Annotated in this window: 16 protein-coding genes and 4 pseudogenes; 15 read left to right on the top strand and 5 right to left on the bottom strand. The window is 46.6% G+C overall.

The features are described from left to right. Positions 1-203: 203 nt before the first annotated feature. Complete coding sequence (locus KQX66_RS13325; protein WP_216793078.1) at positions 204-1,610, bottom strand: stalk domain-containing protein; 1,407 nt, start codon at positions 1,608-1,610, stop codon at positions 204-206. 104 nt (positions 1,611-1,714) lie between these two features. On the opposite strand from KQX66_RS13325, the gene KQX66_RS13320 reads away from it, so the two are divergent. The 3 genes and pseudogenes from KQX66_RS13320 to KQX66_RS38715 all read left to right on the top strand — a co-directional run. Continuing rightward, a complete protein-coding gene (locus KQX66_RS13320) occupies positions 1,715-2,464 on the top strand; it encodes a response regulator transcription factor (protein ID WP_216793075.1) in 750 nt (249 codons plus the stop codon). Between the two features lie 3 nt (positions 2,465-2,467). After that, positions 2,468-3,529 (top strand): sensor histidine kinase, encoded by a 1,062-nt coding sequence (locus KQX66_RS13315; protein ID WP_216793073.1) that lies wholly within the window; start codon positions 2,468-2,470, stop codon positions 3,527-3,529. A 103-nt stretch (positions 3,530-3,632) separates the two neighbouring features. Beyond that, positions 3,633-3,707, top strand: a pseudogene (locus KQX66_RS38715) (IS6 family transposase); the annotation flags it as partial. A 376-nt stretch (positions 3,708-4,083) separates the two neighbouring features. Here KQX66_RS38715 and KQX66_RS37375 read toward each other — a convergent pair. Then, positions 4,084-4,239 (bottom strand): annotated as a pseudogene (locus KQX66_RS37375) (erythromycin esterase family protein); the annotation flags it as partial. 63 nt (positions 4,240-4,302) lie between these two features. Between KQX66_RS37375 and KQX66_RS13305 the strand changes: the two are divergent. From KQX66_RS13305 to KQX66_RS13280, 7 genes and pseudogenes are all read left to right on the top strand, one after another. After that, positions 4,303-4,531, top strand: a pseudogene (locus tag KQX66_RS13305) (cation-transporting P-type ATPase); the annotation flags it as partial. Positions 4,532-4,875: 344 nt separating this feature from the next. Further along, positions 4,876-5,703, top strand: coding sequence for a helix-turn-helix transcriptional regulator (locus KQX66_RS13300; RefSeq protein ID WP_216793071.1), 828 nt, complete (start codon positions 4,876-4,878; stop codon positions 5,701-5,703). A gap of 86 nt (positions 5,704-5,789) precedes the next feature. Continuing rightward, on the top strand, positions 5,790-6,773 hold the full coding sequence (locus tag KQX66_RS13295) for an ABC transporter substrate-binding protein (protein WP_216793068.1): 984 nt from the start codon (positions 5,790-5,792) through the stop codon (positions 6,771-6,773). A 12-nt stretch (positions 6,774-6,785) separates the two neighbouring features. Beyond that, positions 6,786-7,118 (top strand): cupin domain-containing protein, encoded by a 333-nt coding sequence (locus tag KQX66_RS13290; RefSeq protein WP_216793109.1) that lies wholly within the window; start codon positions 6,786-6,788, stop codon positions 7,116-7,118. A gap of 558 nt (positions 7,119-7,676) precedes the next feature. Further along, entirely contained in the window at positions 7,677-7,811 is a 135-nt protein-coding gene (locus KQX66_RS37795) for a hypothetical protein (protein ID WP_284439805.1), read from the top strand. Between the two features lie 11 nt (positions 7,812-7,822). Then, positions 7,823-8,779 carry a sigma-70 family RNA polymerase sigma factor gene (locus KQX66_RS13285; protein WP_216793066.1) on the top strand — a complete coding sequence of 319 codons (957 nt, stop codon included), beginning with the start codon at positions 7,823-7,825 and terminating at the stop codon, positions 8,777-8,779. Between the two features lie 76 nt (positions 8,780-8,855). Continuing rightward, positions 8,856-9,281, top strand: coding sequence for an SRPBCC family protein (locus tag KQX66_RS13280; RefSeq protein ID WP_216793063.1), 426 nt, complete (start codon positions 8,856-8,858; stop codon positions 9,279-9,281). 79 nt (positions 9,282-9,360) lie between these two features. Here KQX66_RS13280 and KQX66_RS13275 read toward each other — a convergent pair whose 3' ends face one another. Next, positions 9,361-9,777 (bottom strand): VOC family protein, encoded by a 417-nt coding sequence (locus KQX66_RS13275; protein WP_007729208.1) that lies wholly within the window; start codon positions 9,775-9,777, stop codon positions 9,361-9,363. 593 nt (positions 9,778-10,370) lie between these two features. Further along, positions 10,371-10,889, bottom strand: a pseudogene (locus KQX66_RS13270) (transposase); the annotation flags it as partial. A 960-nt stretch (positions 10,890-11,849) separates the two neighbouring features. Here KQX66_RS13270 and KQX66_RS13265 point away from each other — a divergent pair. The 3 genes from KQX66_RS13265 to KQX66_RS13255 all read left to right on the top strand — a co-directional run bounded on the left by KQX66_RS13265 (position 11,850) and on the right by KQX66_RS13255 (position 14,055). Beyond that, positions 11,850-12,380, top strand: a complete 531-nt coding sequence (locus KQX66_RS13265) for a TetR/AcrR family transcriptional regulator (protein ID WP_216793061.1) — start codon at positions 11,850-11,852, stop codon at positions 12,378-12,380. A 113-nt stretch (positions 12,381-12,493) separates the two neighbouring features. Next, on the top strand, positions 12,494-13,465 hold the full coding sequence (locus tag KQX66_RS13260; protein ID WP_216793059.1) for an NAD(P)H-binding protein: 972 nt from the start codon (positions 12,494-12,496) through the stop codon (positions 13,463-13,465). A gap of 38 nt (positions 13,466-13,503) precedes the next feature. Beyond that, positions 13,504-14,055: an SRPBCC family protein gene (locus tag KQX66_RS13255; protein WP_216793057.1), complete on the top strand. Its 552-nt coding sequence runs from the start codon at positions 13,504-13,506 to the stop codon at positions 14,053-14,055. Between the two features lie 402 nt (positions 14,056-14,457). On the opposite strand, the gene KQX66_RS13250 is transcribed toward KQX66_RS13255, so the two are convergent. Beyond that, entirely contained in the window at positions 14,458-15,495 is a 1,038-nt protein-coding gene (locus KQX66_RS13250; RefSeq protein ID WP_216793055.1) for a LacI family DNA-binding transcriptional regulator, read from the bottom strand. A gap of 437 nt (positions 15,496-15,932) precedes the next feature. On the opposite strand from KQX66_RS13250, the gene KQX66_RS13245 reads away from it, so the two are divergent. Continuing rightward, positions 15,933-16,838: an ABC transporter permease gene (locus KQX66_RS13245; protein WP_216793053.1), complete on the top strand. Its 906-nt coding sequence runs from the start codon at positions 15,933-15,935 to the stop codon at positions 16,836-16,838. A 16-nt stretch (positions 16,839-16,854) separates the two neighbouring features. Continuing rightward, entirely contained in the window at positions 16,855-17,736 is an 882-nt protein-coding gene (locus tag KQX66_RS13240) for a carbohydrate ABC transporter permease (protein ID WP_216793051.1), read from the top strand. Positions 17,737-17,777 lie beyond the last annotated feature (41 nt).

The following is a 17,777-nucleotide window of genomic DNA, read 5'->3' as shown; positions in this document are numbered from 1 at the left end:
GATAGGCTGAATGCCTTGGCGATGACCATGTTTTAGGGAATCGCCGCATCGCCGATCATCATGCCCACAGAGGCTCCGTGTCAAGCCGCGGCATCGTAGTTGCTAGATCAATTTTGAGAGCTTACACAAAATTCTTGACAGACTCAAAGAACAGGTTGAAATATCACCTGTTCTTTCTGATGTTGTTTTCTTACAAACTACAATTATGGCGTAATATTTACTGTTCTGCTTGGATTATCCCACTTTACGCTGGCTCCCATGACTTTCGAAATAAAGCTTAACGGAACAAAGGTGCGTTCCCCGCTTTTTTCAACCGGACCATCGAGTTGGATCTGTTGATCGCCTGCCAATGCAGTTTTACCTCCTACGTTAACTGAATAGATTTTGCCGTTGTAGTTGATTTGAGTGGTTTGAAAATCATTGTTCCATTCCACTGTTGCACCCAAAGCTTCTGAAACGAAACGTACAGGAACATAAATGATGTCGGCTTTGGATTTATAATAAGGGGACTCTTCACTTTGAATCGGATTGCCTTTAACATTGACCTTGACATCATAATAAGTATCATCTTTATCGCTTACAGTATCGAGAATCATACCAGCCTTCACATCCACTCGAGAAACGGAGAGATCGCGATTAAGGACATAAGCAAAGTTTCCATCCTTGCTGAAGCTGATCGCTTGCCGGGGCTCTGAAAATCCTTTAATGGTCCCGATGATGCTGTTGTCGGAGGTGCTGATTATATTAATGGTATTATCCAACTTGTTGCTGGCAAAAAGAACCTTTCCATCAGGAGAAAGGGATGCGCCGTAAGGATCACGCCCAACCTTTACCTCGCCAATGATTTTGCCTTGCGAGATGTCCACTATGGCAATACTATTACGCCCGCTGTTTGCCGCATACATGGTAGAGCCATCGGCGGATATTGAAATCGCTCGAATCATCGAGAATCCGGAGATCTCATGGACGATTGCATTGGTTTTGACATCCACAACCGATACCTTGTCTCCCTTGAAGTTAGTAACAAACACATAACGACCGTCGGGAGATACTTTTATCCCTTGACGAGGTTGGGAGAATCCCGGAATGACAGCGGTCGTCTTATGCTGCCCGAGATCCACAACCGTTACTGTACTTTTGGCTTCATTGTTGACATACATGGTATTTCCGTCCGGGGTGACAGCAGTTCCAAATGCGCCTTGACCTACTGCAACTTCATCCTTCAATGCCAGGTCTTCCGTGTTGTAAAATCGCAGGGTGCCCAGTGTGCTATCCGAAACGACAAACTGCGAACCGCCGTTAATGAAAATAATGTTTCTTGGTGTGACAAATCCGCTGATTTCCTTACGCAAAGTTCCTTTGGCAAGATCATAGACTCGAATCCATGGCTGACGACTATCCGAGACAACCGCAGTTTGCTCGTCGGGACTTACGGCCAACGAGTTATTGGTAATCTCGCCGTCAAAGGGGCGGATTGCCGCAGCGGTGTTGTTTCCCGCAGCCGGGATCGAAGCCGGATTGTTATCAGCAGCAAAAATAATCGCCGGTTGAATAGCGGAAAGTACCATTCCGGCAAAAAGTACAGGTTTTATCATTTTGTTTACCATCATTCACTCATCGCCTCTCTGAAAAAGTTTTTTAGCCAACGTAAGACGGGGCTCTTGACCAATGTAACGGAGAATTGTAAAGATCATATAAAGAACACGAAAGCATCATGTATGATAAAATGATAGCCGTGGAGGTGAACGTTCCGATGGACAAGCTGCAGCTTGAAGGTCCTATTCTGATTGCGGACGATGATGCTTCGCTCGTCTCGTTTTTGCAGGAATACTTTGAGGCACTGAACTGCCGAGTGCTTGCCGCGAGCGACGGGCAGCGAGCAGTTGAACTGGTGAAAACTGAGGCTCCATCTTTCATCATTCTGGATATTATGATGCCTTTCATGGACGGCACTACGGCATGCTGGGAAATACGCAAAATCAGCAGCGCGCCTATAGTCATGCTTACGGCCAAAATCGAGGAAGAGGACAAAATCCGGGGTTTCGAACGCGGAGCCGACGATTACTTGTGCAAACCGTTCAGCCCGAGAGAACTCGTCGCCCGGATGCAGGCAATTCTACGCCGGATGCGTACGTCGGAGCGGAAAGCTTCGGGGCTTATTTTGAACAATAACGCGAATTTGTCATACGATTCCGAAAGCCATCGATTTTATTGGAAGAAAGCGCCCCTGCAATTCACGTACCAGGAAGCGCAAATCGTCATCACCTTGCTCAAAATGCAAGGAAAAGTCTGTACCCGCGAGCATTTGCTGAACGTGCTGTATCCGCTGGGCGATAAAGATGTTGTCGACCGCATCGTGGATGTGCATATCGGCAATATCCGGCAAAAGATCCGTGATACCGATCCCGGATTCGATCTCATTGAAACCGTCCGGAGCATCGGCTACCGGTTAAAGGAAGGGTAAACGGTGAAAATCAAACTCATTTACAAGCTCCTGGCACTTAACGCGCTAGTCTTAATTTTGCTGGCAGCCGGAATCAGCATCGGATTTAGTCAGTACACGCTTCAACTGATAGAAGAAAACCGCTTGATGGTGTACCAAAATTTCCTCATGTTCCGATCGGCTACGGGGCGTTATTTTCTATATACCAGTCTAGTCATCGTTCCCCTCTCCATTGGGATTAACTGGCTGTTCATCCGTTCGATCGTCCGCCCCTTGTCCGGGATGCGGAAGCTGACTGAGCGAGTCGCGAGCGGGGATTATACCGTGCGGGCAGAAATTCGATCGAACGACGAAATCGGCGATTTGGCTCGTTCATTCAACCAAATGGGCAAGCAGCTCGAGAGGATCGAACAGCTCCGGCGAAGCCTTGTGGCGGACGTAGCCCACGAGCTCAGAAATCCGCTTTCCACGGTACGCGGCTATATGGAAGCGATGAAAGACGGCGTCCTCTCCGCAAAGCCCGAAACGCTCGATAAATGTTACCACGAGGTGGAGCGGCTCGTTTTTCTGGTGGAAGACATTCATCGTCTGGCTGTGGCGGAGAGCGATTTGAAAGCGGCCATTCCCTCAAATCCGGTCGATCTCCGGTCCGTTGCCCAAGAAGCCGCTTCAAGGTATATGCCGAAATGGGAGGAAAAAGCAATTGTTTTTCAAGTGGATGTACCGTCCTCTCCGGTCTGCGTCATGATCGACAAAGTTCACGCCGTACGCGTATTTGAGAATCTGTTCGACAACGCGATGCGCTATACGCCGAATGGTCATTCGGTTCGTTTATCGATGCAAGCGAACGCTAAAATGCTCCGCGTGGAGGTTACGAATACTGGAGCGGAGATTGCTCCCGAGCATCTGACGCTTTTGTTCGAACGATTTTACCGGGTTGATCCTTCACGCTCGCGCGCGTACGGTGGTGCGGGCATTGGGCTTACGATCGTGCGCGACATTGTGGAACGGGCGGGGGGACGCGTTTGGGCAACGAGCGGGAATGGTTCCGTGACGATACATGCGGAACTGCCGGTTGAATCATGATCATAAATCCCCTTTCATCAAAAGGGGGGCACTCTTATAAGAAATCAGGTTGTGGTGCAAAAACTTCCTCTGTGGTATTATTGGCTGAACTGAAAATGTGGGATGGGTCCATCAGTTCGGGCCTGAAATAGATAAACGAATTCGACCCTACTTGAAAATAACAAACGATTCTTATCGATCCGGAAGAATTGGCTGTTTACCAATACGCCTCGTGGCGCAAAAGCCAGTGCGATCATTTACAGCCGGGGCGGAAGCGAACGAACTGCCGTTTACGGGTCGCTCGGACATTCCGTCATGGGCAGAGGAAACGGTCGGAGCCGCGATGGCAGCAAGCTAGCACCGGAACAGGAAACTTCCGGTGCCAGCTTGCTGGTGTTCTTAATGTGATGAAGAGCCAATGAGTTGCTCGGCAATGCTTTTGGAAAGGGACAGCGCAAACATATGAATAAATTGCTCGATAATACGGGCGCTATGCAATGCCCATGCGTAAGCTTCTTTTGCTTGTCGGCATTTGCTTTATTTTTTTCTAGCAAATCAATAATAGACCGGGCATTCCCGATTACACGTACTTTGTTGGCATGTTTGGGATTGGCATTGTAGTCACGAATCCATTCCAACATTTGCGTCATTTCTTTATTGTTAAACACGGGGCTAAGAATTTTGCCTGGATGCCCTTTACCTGTAAGAACATATTGATCAAGCATCAAGGAGAAGAATGCAAGCAAATTAACAACAACAGAGCCTCGTGCTTCTTTGGAAGATTTACAACCACAGGGATTGCGATGGGGGGAGCTGGCACTATGGAAACGGCCGATATGGTGTTAATGGCGGATAATATAGAAAAACTGCCCCATACCGTTAAACTTAGCCGGACGCGCTGCGGCGCTGATCTTGATTTTCCCGGATTTGCTTACGCTATGGATTGCGGCCATTAGCGACACGGGAGCCGCGCTCATCGTCATTTTGAATAGCATGCGATTACTCAAAGTTAATTTTAAATAACTAAACAGACTAAAACACCGTGAACGACGTTGGTGTTTTTTTGTTGTCCATCGTGAATCGCATCGAGCTGTTTTTTTATACTTAAACTTAAGTCCGGAGAGGCATTTTTATAGCCCACACATCTTGACAATGATAATCGTTATCAATAGTCTGAAATAGACGAGAGTCCTCTGTCAATTTCCTCATTCCAGCGGCAGATTATTGATTACACAGCCAAGTTAAAGGAGGAGATTCGGACAATGGCTTGTTGAATCGTAAGTACTGCTTGTGGTCAAGAGCTGTACAGGGTGCATAACGATCAATCTCAGGTTAACTGGCATTACTAATGAAATGAGGTACGAAATATGAAAATCGACGTGAATCAGTTAGCGGAGCATTTTGCATACATTCCTTTTCAAGTAGAAGGAGTATATAGATATGCTAAAGATCCAGGTGTGCCTTATGCTGACTATACAGATTCTTTTCCTGGATTTGTGTTTCCACTTACAGGGAAGATCCAATTTCAATTTAATGGCACGCCCTATATCTTTTCGCCGGGAAAAGTTGTGCACGGGGGTGCAAATATGAAACTAGATCAAAAAACGTTCGGCAGAACCGACTGGGAATATATTCTTGTCTTGTACCGGATATGTGACTCGAAACTGGAAGAGTCAAGCTTTTCTCATCAGCATTTTGAACTATTAGCCGGACAATCTCCTCGTCTTATCGAATTAATTACGCGTCTTTGGCATGTGTATAATCAGCGGGGAGGCATTTCGAAGTTTCAGACCGAAATGCTATTTCGCGATGTACTGAATGAAACCTTATTATGTGTTGCTAACAGGCAAAATAGCTGTGAATCCCATACTTTATTCGAGCGGGTATGTAATTATATTCATGAATACTATTATCAAAGCCTTACAGTGGCATCGCTTGCAGAACAATATAACGTTAACCGAAATCGACTTTCTTATGTATTTAGAATACATGCAGGTATGGGGCCGGCAGAATATTTATTAAAATATCGTATTAGCATGGCGCAAGAAATGCTATTTACAAGTAAAGCGCCTGTACAACAAATTGCGCAAACGGTTGGCATTGCTGACCCCTTTTATTTTAGTAGAGCGTTCAAGAAACAATCGGGTATTTCTCCAACTGAATATCGAGAGAAGTTCATCAATAATCCATGCTAATTTCAACAGGCATCCATTCTAATCTAAAAATGACTTCACTATACTAATGGCAGGCCGAAGAAAACAATAGGTTGGAGGAATAGGGTATGCGAAAGATGAAAGGCCTGCTAATCTCAATGCTATTATTAGCAGGCATACTGGCAGGTTGCAATGAAGCGCCTGCTAAAAACAAAGGATCAACTACAAATGGCGCATCTGCTTCAGCAGTCAATGCAAATTCAACTGCTTGGCCAAGAACATTTAAGGATGCCATAGGCAAAGACATTGTTATCAAGAAAAAAACCGAAAAAATAGCCGGACTATGGTATTTTTATCCTGAAATCTTAGCTGCATTAGGTGAGCCGGCGGCTGCTTCTACTGAAAAGGAGTATCTATCTACTTTAGCTTATTTAAAAGGGAAGATGGATTCAACTGAAGAATTAGGAGAAAAAACGTCTCCGAATATTGAAAAAATTTTATCAGTTCAGCCTGATATTATTTTAGCGACAGAATATCATGAAAAATTTCGTGAATCAATGGAAAAGATTGCGCCAGTCATTACGTTAAACTCCAAGAGCATCTATGACAATTGGCAATATGGACTCCGCACAGTAGCCGAGATTATTGGAAAAGAAGACGAAGCGGAAAAAGTAATTGCTAACATGATGAAAGAAATCGCAACGGGGCGCGAAGCATTAAAGTCGATGCAAGGAGAGTCAGTAGCGCTTATATTGTCTTGGGATGGAAAAACCTTTAATGTTCTAGGTGAAGGCAATCCTGTCTATACGCTTGCGTTTGATAAGGAAAAGGGACTGGGGCTTAAACCAGATCATACATTTAAAGGGGATAATAATAAATTTACTACGTTTGAAGTCATTTCCACTATCCAAGCAGACCATATTTTCCTTATAGGCGACATTACGAAAAAGGATAAATTAATGAATGAATTCAATCAAAGTAATGTATGGAATGCTATGAATGCCGTAAAGAAAGGCAATGTCCATTTAATGGATAGTTCCGCTATTACCGGCGGCCCATTAGCTATCCAATACGCTTTGCAAAATATAACAGGTTCCTTGTCGAAAAAATAGGGAGGGATTACTATCTATTACCAAGCTATTAATCTGAATGAGAAGCTATCTAAATTCAACGATCAATGGTCTCCTAAAGTCATTGGACAAATAAATGACCATCAATTTAAGCTCGTTAAGATTGCCGGGGAGTATGAATGGCACGTTCATGAAGAGACAGATAAGGTATTTATGACGATCGAAGGGGAAATGATCATTGATTTTCGTGATGGTCAGGTGAAAATTTCCAAGGGTGAGATGTTTATCGTCCCGAGGGGAGTCGAGATGAAGCCTTCTGCTGAAAAGGAATGCCATATCATGTTGGTGGAGCCTAGAAGCGTAGTAAACACTGGCCGAGATAATTGAAATATAAAGGAAGTGTAGCGCCTCTGAGACATTGAGTTTCAGGGGCGTTAGTCCGTGGTATTAAAAAGCATTAAATTATGAAAAAAACAATGTTCATTAAACTCAAGTTCCGATGAAAGCCGCCAAGTGTACGGTGAATTAAATTAGGTTGCATAACATACTATTGAACTAAAAGCGGTTGCATAACATGCAGTAGGTATTGTAAGATAATACCAATCAGCTGTTTAGTAGAGGTGTTTTAATGAATTTTGGGGCACTCCATTTAATGGCACTGCACCCTTACCCCAATATTCAAACCAAACTTGCCATGACCAGGCAAGTTTTATTTTTTATTTAAGAACCTTATAGGAGGAAAAATAGACCATTTTGTCGAAACAAAGAACCTTATAGAAGAAAATGCAGTAACCCTTGAAATAATTGGGGCATATCATGACCTCTTTGTATAATGTGGGTTCTACTGCACTATCGTTAAATCCTGACATGCTACATTGGGCCCTTAGGAGCTCTAAAGAAAACTTGGATAGATAGTGCTTAACTGCAACAATCTTTGGAGGATTTATGAACAATCAAATTTCCATTGAAGTTGAAAAGCACAAATCAGAAATTAATAAATGGTATCAATTTTATGTGGGTTTAGATATCGGTGCAGATTTTCATGTTGCTGCTTGTATTCCCCTTCGGGGAGATCGTTAAGGGAGGCCGCGATGAACGAGACCGCATTTGACGAACCATTATTTGCAAGCTTGAAGCCGGGCTTAACCTCGTTCTGTTACCGAATGCTAGGCTCCATGGACGATGCGGACGATGCCGTTCAGGAGACGAGTATTCGGGTCTGGCAGAGCTGGAGCACGTTCAGACAGGATTCCTCGTTCAAAACTTGGGTCTATCGGATTGCCTCCAACCTGTGCTTGGACAAGCTGAGACAATCCAAACGCCGCGCGCTTCCCGTTGACCTGTTCGACCCGGCCGTCGCCATCGTCGAACCGCGCGACACGCTGCCGGACTCTGCCTGGATCTGGCCGTCTCCCGACTTTGGGGGCAATCCGGAGGATCGGCTCGTCCGCAGAGATACCCTTCAACTGTGCTTCATCGCTCTCCTGCAGACCTTGCCTCCGCGGCAGCGCGCGGTACTCATTTTGAAGGATGTATTTGAATGGTCTTCCAAGCAGATTGCGGAAACGTTGGCGATGTCGCCGGCAGCGGTGAACAGCGCCTTGCAAAGAGCCCGAGAGACGATGGACCGGGCGCAGCTTCGCTCGGATGAGCTCAGCAGCATGGACGTTCAACCGGAGCAGCAGCTGCTGTCCCGGTATGTGGAGGCCTTCGAGCAATTCGATATTGCTGCGCTCGTCGCGTTGTTCCACGAGGAAGGCTGCATGTCGATGCCGCCCTTCGAGATGTGGATCCGCGGCAAGGAAGATTTGTCCGCCTTCTATTCGCTTACTCGCTGGCATTGCGAAGGTTCGCGATTTGTGCCCACTACGGTGAATGGCGGTTATCCGGCGTTGGCCCAGTATATGCCGGGCAAAGAGGGCTCTGGCCTGGTACCCTGGGGCATCCACGTCATCGAAACCAAAGAAAATCAAATCCTGCACGTTCAAAACTTCATTCATACGCCATTATTTTCGCGATTTGGGCTGCCTGAGCGAATTGACCAATGAATTTCGTCATTGGCTTACGTCTATATCTATGAGAATAACCAAACGACGAATATCATGAGAGAGGTGTCTATTTAAAATGGAAACGAGTCAACCGACGAAAGTAACCGTGCAAGCCGTCATTCAAGCCCCTGTCGAGAAGGTATGGCGCTATTGGACCGAGCCGGATCACATCACGAAGTGGAATCAAGCGTCCGAGGACTGGCATGCGCCGAGAGCCGAAAACAATCTGCGGGTCGGCGGCAAGTTTCTGACACGGATGGAAGCGAAGGATGGCAGCATGGGCTTTGATTTTGGCGGCGTCTACGATGTCGTGAATCGGCATGAGGCGATCGGCTACACCATGGAAGACGGAAGAAGAGTGGATATTGCTTTCGTCGATCAAGGGAATGAGACGAAGGTCATTGAAACGTTCGACGCGGAAAGCTCCAATCCCGTCGAGTTCCAGCAAGCAGGCTGGCAAGCGATCATGGACAATTTCAAAGCCTATACCGAACAAAACTAATCATCGCGAAGAAGACGCCGGGGGAGATGCCCGGCGTCTTTCTTTTTGAACCCTAGTACGAGCGTGCTCTCCGTTAGCCTTAACCTTGTGCCGCATCCATGTTCATGTAGTTAATGGCCCACAGATGGCCGTCCAAGTCCACGAAGCCCCAATGATACATGAACCCATGATCTTCAGGTTCAGCGTGCAATTTCCCGCCCAAGGAGACCGCGGTATTCACGATTTCATCGACCTTTTCCCGGCTCTCGAAGGCCAATGCGATCGTCATCTGCGCATACTTGCTCGTATCGACGGATTCCTTCTCCGTGAGCGTATTAAAGAATGCTTGATTGATCAGCATGACCTGCAGGTTGTCGCCGATCACGATGGCTACCGAATTCTCGTTCTCGGGGAATTGCGGGTTGAGCTCGAATCCGAGTCCGGTGAAGAACGCTTTCGATTGTTCTACGTTTTTTACAGGCAGGTTGAAGCTCGTGAATGCGGACGTTAATGCCATTTTCAAAACACCTCTTCGTCAAATTAGTTTGTGTTCATTTATGCCTTCGTTTATATAGACGACAGCCGATCCGGGAATTCATCGGTCTCATGGATTCGGAAGCGTAAATTTTGAAAAATAACTTGGTATTGAGTTCGGATACCCGCCATTCCCGTAAGGTTGCTTATTCTTATTGTGCAGGGATAAAGATTGAACCTCTCTAAAAAGGAATTCGTCTGAATATATGACAATTAAAGGGTGGGTATCGAGGTACGTTTTGCTTATCTACAGTTCGTCGAGGGTCCGAGTCTTTAGGAACGCCAGACAAGCATGATCACGAAGGCGTATCCATCCCGCCCATCCGCGGCAATATTTACGATTCGGCGGGACAGCAGATCGCATATTCGATCTCAACTCAGTTGTCTTCAAATAATAAAGTTTTAGCCTAGATAATAATGTTATAGACTGGAATAATAAAGTTATAGACTGACGATATCGCTCAACTACCCTGAAAATCAATACACGGAGTAGCTAAAAATGGCAATACGAAACTAAGCGCGGCTAGCGTGTTTTTTTAAAGCGGCGCCTTCATTCTATATAGGGGTGGATGGACGTCATGAAGCAGCGGGGTTGGATATTGTAACGGTAAAGCCCAGGTTTTCTAGTCTTCGTACAGATTGTTTGACGATCATCTCTTGCTGCCTCGTTTCAAAATAATTGGCACCCAGATCACGGTAATTCTCGCCACGCGTCAGCAGATAATATGCGATCGTCATCATCGAATGTGCAACTGCGATGGCCGCACGTTGCCCTCCTTTGCGGGCTGCAATACGTCGGTATTGGGCACCAAGATAGTTGTCTGACCCTCGTATGGATTGGGCGGCTTCTGTGAGAGCTGCACGGAGATACTTGTTCCCCTTACGAGTCTTGGAAGGCTTGCGTTTACCGGCGCTTTCGTTATGCCCAGGAACAAGTCCAATCCATGAGCAAAGGTGAGCTGCACTCGGAAATCGGGCACCTACATCCGTTCCGATTTCGGCAAGGATTTGTTCAGCGGTGCGACGAGCGATCCCCGGGATGGTGTCCATTCGGTCCAGTTGCTCCTGAAAAGGGTCGAGCCGTTTGGCTACCTCCGTAGGCTTCAGATGGCGCTGAAAACAAGTAGGGAAGCCAGAGCTGCCTTATCCCGAATATCGGTGCTTATTTTTTCAACTGAAATCAGGAGTAGGAACGGGGATACAAAGTGGATTTAAGTCAACTCAATTTTAATGAATTTGGGGAAAAGAAAACATCGACGTGGTGCTGACTGGCCAGCAAACTACTTATTGGAATTTTTATCATTATTGTCTCGTATGGTGTATAGACCATGGCTACCAAAATTACATACTAAACCCTAAAAGAGGAAGTTCTAAAATGTTAATAAATGTATAAAAAGAAAATTATTCTTATGCCTTTGGATTTCCATCTTAAGCTATGAAAATGAAATTAGGGGAGGTGTCCAAATAAAGGAGGAGGCGGCTTGCCAAAATCGCCCAAAGGACGAGAGGAGTGGGAGGATCCAAGCGAATAGGTCGTCTAATGATGCACTGAACCTGCGGGGATACAAACCGGCAACATAGGGAACCTGGTTGAACGTCATTAAGCTTGTCATTCAGCTCGAGTTGTCCTATGTTTGATTCAATCAATTCAGCTGTCCTCTAAAAGAAAATATCGGCAGTTCTATCTAAAGCTGCCGAGATTCATATATTGGAGCCGGTCTTGTGTCGGACGCCACCATGCCTTATCGGTGATCATCAATACCGTGGACCGCAGCGATTGGGGTGCGTCCGTACGCAGGAACTCTGCCTCGGCGGTCAATTCAAAATAAGCCACTTGCTGAGTCTTACAACGAGATGGAGTCCTAGACCGGTTGGAGACGGTTGAAGGGAACCTGGTCCATACCTTTATTACTAGTAGCTAGGCTATTAAACTAGGGGGTAGTATGTTAAAACCTTGTCCATCCTCATAATTTGCATGGATGCCGAAAATAGGCTATACTTGACTGGTTTCAATTATTGATGAGTCACTAACTAGGGATAAGGAGTGTTGGGATCATGGCAAAGGATGAAAAAAGTAGCGTAAATCGAAAAGCCGAAATCATCTCGGCAGCGATTGAGGTTTTTGCGGAAACGGGTTATTACCGCGCGACGACGGCACAGGTTGCAGAACGGGCGAAAATTTCCCAACCGTATGTGTTTAGATTTTTCGCAACGAAGGAAGCGTTACTGCTCAGCGCACTGGAGATTTCGTGGGAAAGGATCCAACAATCCTTTCGATTGGTCGTGGAAAGCGCAGCAACACCTGAGCAACTGGAGAGCGATCTGATCGAGGCATATAAGGAAATCCTAGCCTCCCATATGAATGAGACCTATTTGCAAATGCAAGCTCAGACGATGCGTGAAGAGCCGATTCGGGAAGTGATGCGTGACGGTTTTCGGGAAGTGCGTCGAATCGTGTTGAGCGCTTTTCGCGAGAAAGGGTTGCAGAATCCGGAGGACCGTACTTTTATGTTTCTTGCCAGGGGGATGTTGTGCAATATTTCATGGGCACTTGATATGCCGGAGCTCATCGAACGGGAGGCTTAATATGGCGAAAGCCATAATTTTAAGTTTGGTTATTGACTAATCAATAACGAAGTGATAAGATGAATTCAAGTTAGTGATTGATCAATAACAAAATCGAAATGAGGCTGATAAAAATGGAAAAAGCGATTGTTATTGGAGCAACGGGCGGGACCGGAGCAGCCATCACGGAAGAACTTGTCAAACGGAGGATACCTACTATTGCTTTCGGGCGTTCACGCCAGAAGTTGGAACAGTTTACTGCAAAGCTTGGTCATCCTAAGCATTTGACGCTTGCCGTAGGGGACGCCATGCGCCCTGACGATATTGTAGCTCAGGCCGGCGATGCTGACGTATTGTTCCATTGCGCCAACGTACCCTACCACGAGATGGTGAACAAGCTGATTCCGCTGGGCGAATCCGTGATGGAGGCGGCAGAACGGCTTGCGATTAAAGTAGTAGCGATAGACGGGATCTACCCTTATGGAAAAAAACAGATGGATCTTGTCACGGAAGAACATCCTAAAGAGCCTCATACGATAAAAGGAAAGCTGCGCCTGGACTATGAACGGATGCTGTTTAGCAATCGCTGGACGAAGGCAAAAGTCATGATTGTTCGCTTGCCCGATTATTATGGACCTACGGCAAATGAAGCCTCGTATTTAGGTTCTACCCTGGAAGCGATAGCTGCCGGTAAAATGGCATTTTTTGTCGGCAATATGCATGTACCCCGGGAATTCATCTATTTACCGGATGCAGCCGCCATGGTTGCTGAGCTGGCAGGCAAAGACTTCGCTTATGGACAGAACTGGAATATCCCGGGTGCCGGGCTTATATCGGGGCGAGAGATTGTACGAATCGCGCAAAAGGCGAGCGGCCAAGTTAAACCGGTCATTCCGCTGAAAAAGTTAGGTTTATCGTTGATAGGTATGAGCGTGCCCGTGATGAAAGAAGTCGTAGAGATGCTTTATTTAACCGAAGAGCCGCTGACGCTAAGTGGAGAAAAATACAAGCGGTTCATCGGACCGATCATCGCGACGCCGTTCCAGGAGGGTATTACTGCGACCGTGCTGGCATTGCGGGAGAGTAAGGCATCTATTGCTCTATAGTAATTGATTAATCAATAACATTAAGGGGATGAAAGAGGATGAACAGATCGTTTAAGTTTAAAACATTCACGATGAGCTTTCTTTTACTGATTATCATTTTGATGGGTGGGGTCATTGTTGCGAATTCCTTTAATGATTCCAAACGGACCACCGTCGATGTTGACCGAAACGCCCAGGTCATAGTCGACCTATCCATCGAAATCAACGCGCCGCAGGAGACGGTATGGCGGATACAGACTGGCATCGATCAATGGCCAACTTGGCAGAAAAACGTCTCCGAGGCGCGGTTATCCGGTCCAATCGCGGTAGGCAGCACCTTCCTGTGGGAGACGCATGGACTCCCCGTCGTCTCCACTATCCGCGAGGTTGATCCTATGCGGCGCATCGTTTGGGGGGGGCCGGCACAAGGCATCGAGGGGGTTCACGTATGGACCATCACTCCCACCCCCAATGGAGTCGTCGTGCAAACCACTGAGTCCTGGGACGGTCCGCCAGTAGCAGCCGACCCCGAGGGCATGCGCGCGGCGCTCACATCCTCGCTCAATGCCTGGCTTGCCGATCTCAAGACAGCCGCCGAGGCGGCCAATTAAATATTATGGAAACTACAAATTGTCGAGGAAGTGGGCTGAATGAAGAAAACAAAGCCATAAAATGCCTGCCGAAAGCATTCCAATCGGGTAAGCCCTAGCTGGGGTAGTCGAAAGCGGAAGGGAGCTCACTAGAACAGTCCCAATAATGGGAACCCTTCGGGTCCTATAGTGAAAATACCGCTTCCCAGGACGAAAATCCCCATTCTGCCCGTACAGGCCCATCACCAATGGGAACGGCTCTTGCCGCAACAAGAGCCGTTTTTTTTGCATTGTTCCACGAAATCAAAATCGCCGATTAAGACAACGAGCTAATAATCAGAGCCCCTTCTTGTCATCCTGCGAGATTATCTTCAGTCAGGGCTATGCTACGCAAACCATAGGATTAGTTCCGAATTGAAGAGATTAACTGATATTCGGCGTAGATTCCCTGATAATAGGTTTTGTGTGGATATGGGAAACCTGGTAAGGCTGTTTGGGATCGCGAATGCGGGAGAGAAGCATCTCCGCACCTTTAATGCCCATTTCGCTGCTGTAAATGTGGACGGTTGTCAGATGAGGCTCGACAAGGACAGATTCCGGCCCATTGTCAAAGCCGCAAATAACAACATCCCGGGGGACATGAATGTTCCGGTTCCGAAGCGCTTTCATAAAATTTGCGGCAAGGTAATCGTTGGCGCAAACAAAAGCTGCGGGAAGCTCGTTCATTTTGCGGACTCGTTCATCCATCCAACCGGGCTGCGAGAAAAGGTGGTCATCATCAACGATGCACTGCGAGAGATCAAGGTTGATCCCGGCTTCGGCAAGCGCCCGGTTAAAGCCCGTCCATCTTTCGTTAAAGCTTCTGCAATGGGAGTAGTTCCCGATAAATCCAAAGCTTTTGTACCCGCCGTCAATAAGCCGCTTGGTAAGCTGATAAGTGCTGTGCTCATTCTCCATCAGCAGAACGTCGGCTTGAAAATCGGAATAACAAATGGAGGCGGAACAGTCGACAAATAGGGTAGGTATACCGAGACCTGTAATGAGCTTGCTGTATTCCATATCAAACAGCTCGATACAAATAATCCCATCCACATTAGCGGCATCGAAATTGTTAGGCAACGACAAGGTGCTGCGCTCAATGTCTCTGACGATGTGAATGGACAGATTATAGCCTTCGCTGCTGATCCGCTCCTCCAGTCCGCTGATCAGGGTGGACCCGAAATGGGAAGTATTCGGCAGGTTTTCCGTTAAAAGCGCGATGTTCCCCGATTTTTTGGACAACTTGCTTTCGCTTTCCATATACGCAAACTGTTTATATTTTAACTCTATCGCTTTCTTAATGACCTTGTTGCGAGTCTCCTCCGGAATGCTTTTGCTTCCGTTCAGCGCCTTGGAGGCGGTGTTGCGCGAAATGCCCAGCGCGTCGGCGATGTCTTGTATGGTCACGCGTTCCTTCGTCATTATTTCACCTCAAGTTTCTCTCTACAGATCTCCTTCCAATTTATAATAGTTTGTGAAAAATAGCAACATGAGTTTACAAATGCACAAATAAATTTGCATTTAAAAATTTCCGATATTTTTATTAATATGCGTTTTTTAACTGATTATGGTAGCAGATGATAGACAAGAACATCTCTTTTGAATCGGTATTCCCATAAAAATATAGCTTTTAAACGATCTTCAAGGATCGGATTTGTGCAAATGTAAAGTTAAAACACATTAAATTCACACAAATCAGTAATCAAAATGACAAATTTTAATTTACATTTTGTATTGACTTCTGACGAAATGAAGTGCTAAATTGTAAATGGATAGGGAAGCGGAGGGCATAGAACAATGTTGATGAAAGCCTTTACGGTTGGCAAATGTAAACTTCAAGGAGGGACGGAGGTGAGAAAATGCACCATAAGCTCGGCTATTTGAAAAAGTATTATTTTCATTACATACTGCTTGCGCCGGCTCTTATATTAACGCTGATCTTCAAATACGGTCCTATGTACGGAGCCGTTATTGCGTTCAAGAATTTCAGCCCGATCAAAGGGATTATGGGAAGCGAATGGGTCGGATTGAAGCATTTCGAAAAGGTTCTGTCCGCACCGAATTTTGAAGTGATTCTCATAAACACGCTCAAGCTAAGTGTGTACGGCCTTCTTCTCGGCTTTCCCGTACCGATATTGCTGGCGCTCATGTTAAATCAGGTGCGGAGAGCAGGCGTAAAGAAGAATATTCAATTATTTTTGTACGCGCCAAACTTCATCTCCGTCGTTGTCATCGTCGGGATGCTGTTTATTTTCCTATCGCCGACAGGACCCATTAACCAGCTGCTTGTCTGGATGACGGGCGAACCGGTCATGTTTATGTCCCGTCCCGAGTACTTTAGGTGGATCTATATTTTGTCCGATATTTGGACCGGGGCCGGCTGGGCATCCATTATCTATGTGGCCGCGCTGGCGAACGTTGACCCTGAGCTGCATAATGCGGCCAGCCTTGACGGAGCAAATCTGATCCAGCGAATTCGACATATCGACCTTCCAACCGTTCGTCCGATTATGGCTATCGTCTTTATTTTGGCCGCCGGCGGGATTATGTCAATCGGATTTGAAAAGGCTTACTTAATGCAAACGGCTATGAATCTGCCAACCTCGGAGATTATTCCGACCTATGTCTACAAAATCGGATTACAGGCAGGGGACTACTCGTATTCCGCCGCCGTAGGGCTGTTCAATTCCTTGATTAATGTCATCCTGCTCATTACCGTAAACATTGTCGTCAAGAAGCTGAATGAGGGCGAAGGACTGTACTGAAGAAAGGAGCACCATCATGCCCATCAAACATTCCAGACTGGATCGCTATTTGCTGGTCCTGATCGCCGTTTGCCTGACGTTGGCCGTCCTGGTTGTGGTTGTGCCGCTGCTGTACATCGTCGTGGCCTCCTTTATGGACCCTTCCGTTCTGCTTAGCCGGGGGCTATCCTTTAATGTCTCGGATTGGACCTTGGACGGGTACGAGAAGATTTTGACTAACCCGGCGATGGTTCGAGGCTTTGGAAACGCAGTGGTGTACTCGGCCGCTTTTGCCGCTATAACCGTCCTGGTGTCCATCTTTGCGGGATATGCTTTGGCGGATGGCCGCTTAAAAGGGCGCAGATTTTTTATGACGCTTTTTCTCATCACGCTGTTCTTTGGCGGAGGACTGGTGCCTACCTATCTGCTTGTCAAAAAATTGGGGATGATCGATACCATTTGGGCGGTACTCCTTCCCGGCGCGGTGAACGTTTGGAACATTATTTTGTCCCGAACCTTCTTCAAAGGCGTGCCCCACGAGCTGAAAGAAGCGGCAAATGTGGATGGCGCCTCCGAAATGAAAATTTTTGCCCGCATTGTTCTGCCGCTCTCCAAACCGATTATTTTCGTACTGGCGCTTTACGCTTTTGTCGGCCAATGGAATTCGTATTTCGACGCCATGATCTATCTCGATAATGCGAAGTTGCATCCGCTGCAGCTTGTGCTCCGCTCTATTCTGATCCAGAATCAGGTTGATCCGGGGATGATTGGCGATCAGCTTGCCATGGCGGAGATGAAGCGATTGTCCGAGATTATTAAATATGCGGCAATCGTCATCTCAAGTCTGCCGCTTATCGTGATGTATCCGTTCTTCCAAAAGTATTTTGAAAAAGGTGTCTTGGTAGGTTCCCTCAAATAGAGGGCCGCATTACATAGATGCGATTTAAAATGGGAGGTCAT

Source organism: Paenibacillus oleatilyticus (assembly GCF_018998565.1).
In the GTDB taxonomy this organism is placed as follows: domain Bacteria; phylum Bacillota; class Bacilli; order Paenibacillales; family NBRC-103111; genus Paenibacillus_G; species Paenibacillus_G oleatilyticus.
The sequence above is the reverse complement of the archived record's forward strand: the minus strand, read 5'-3'. Positions and strand labels throughout refer to the sequence as shown.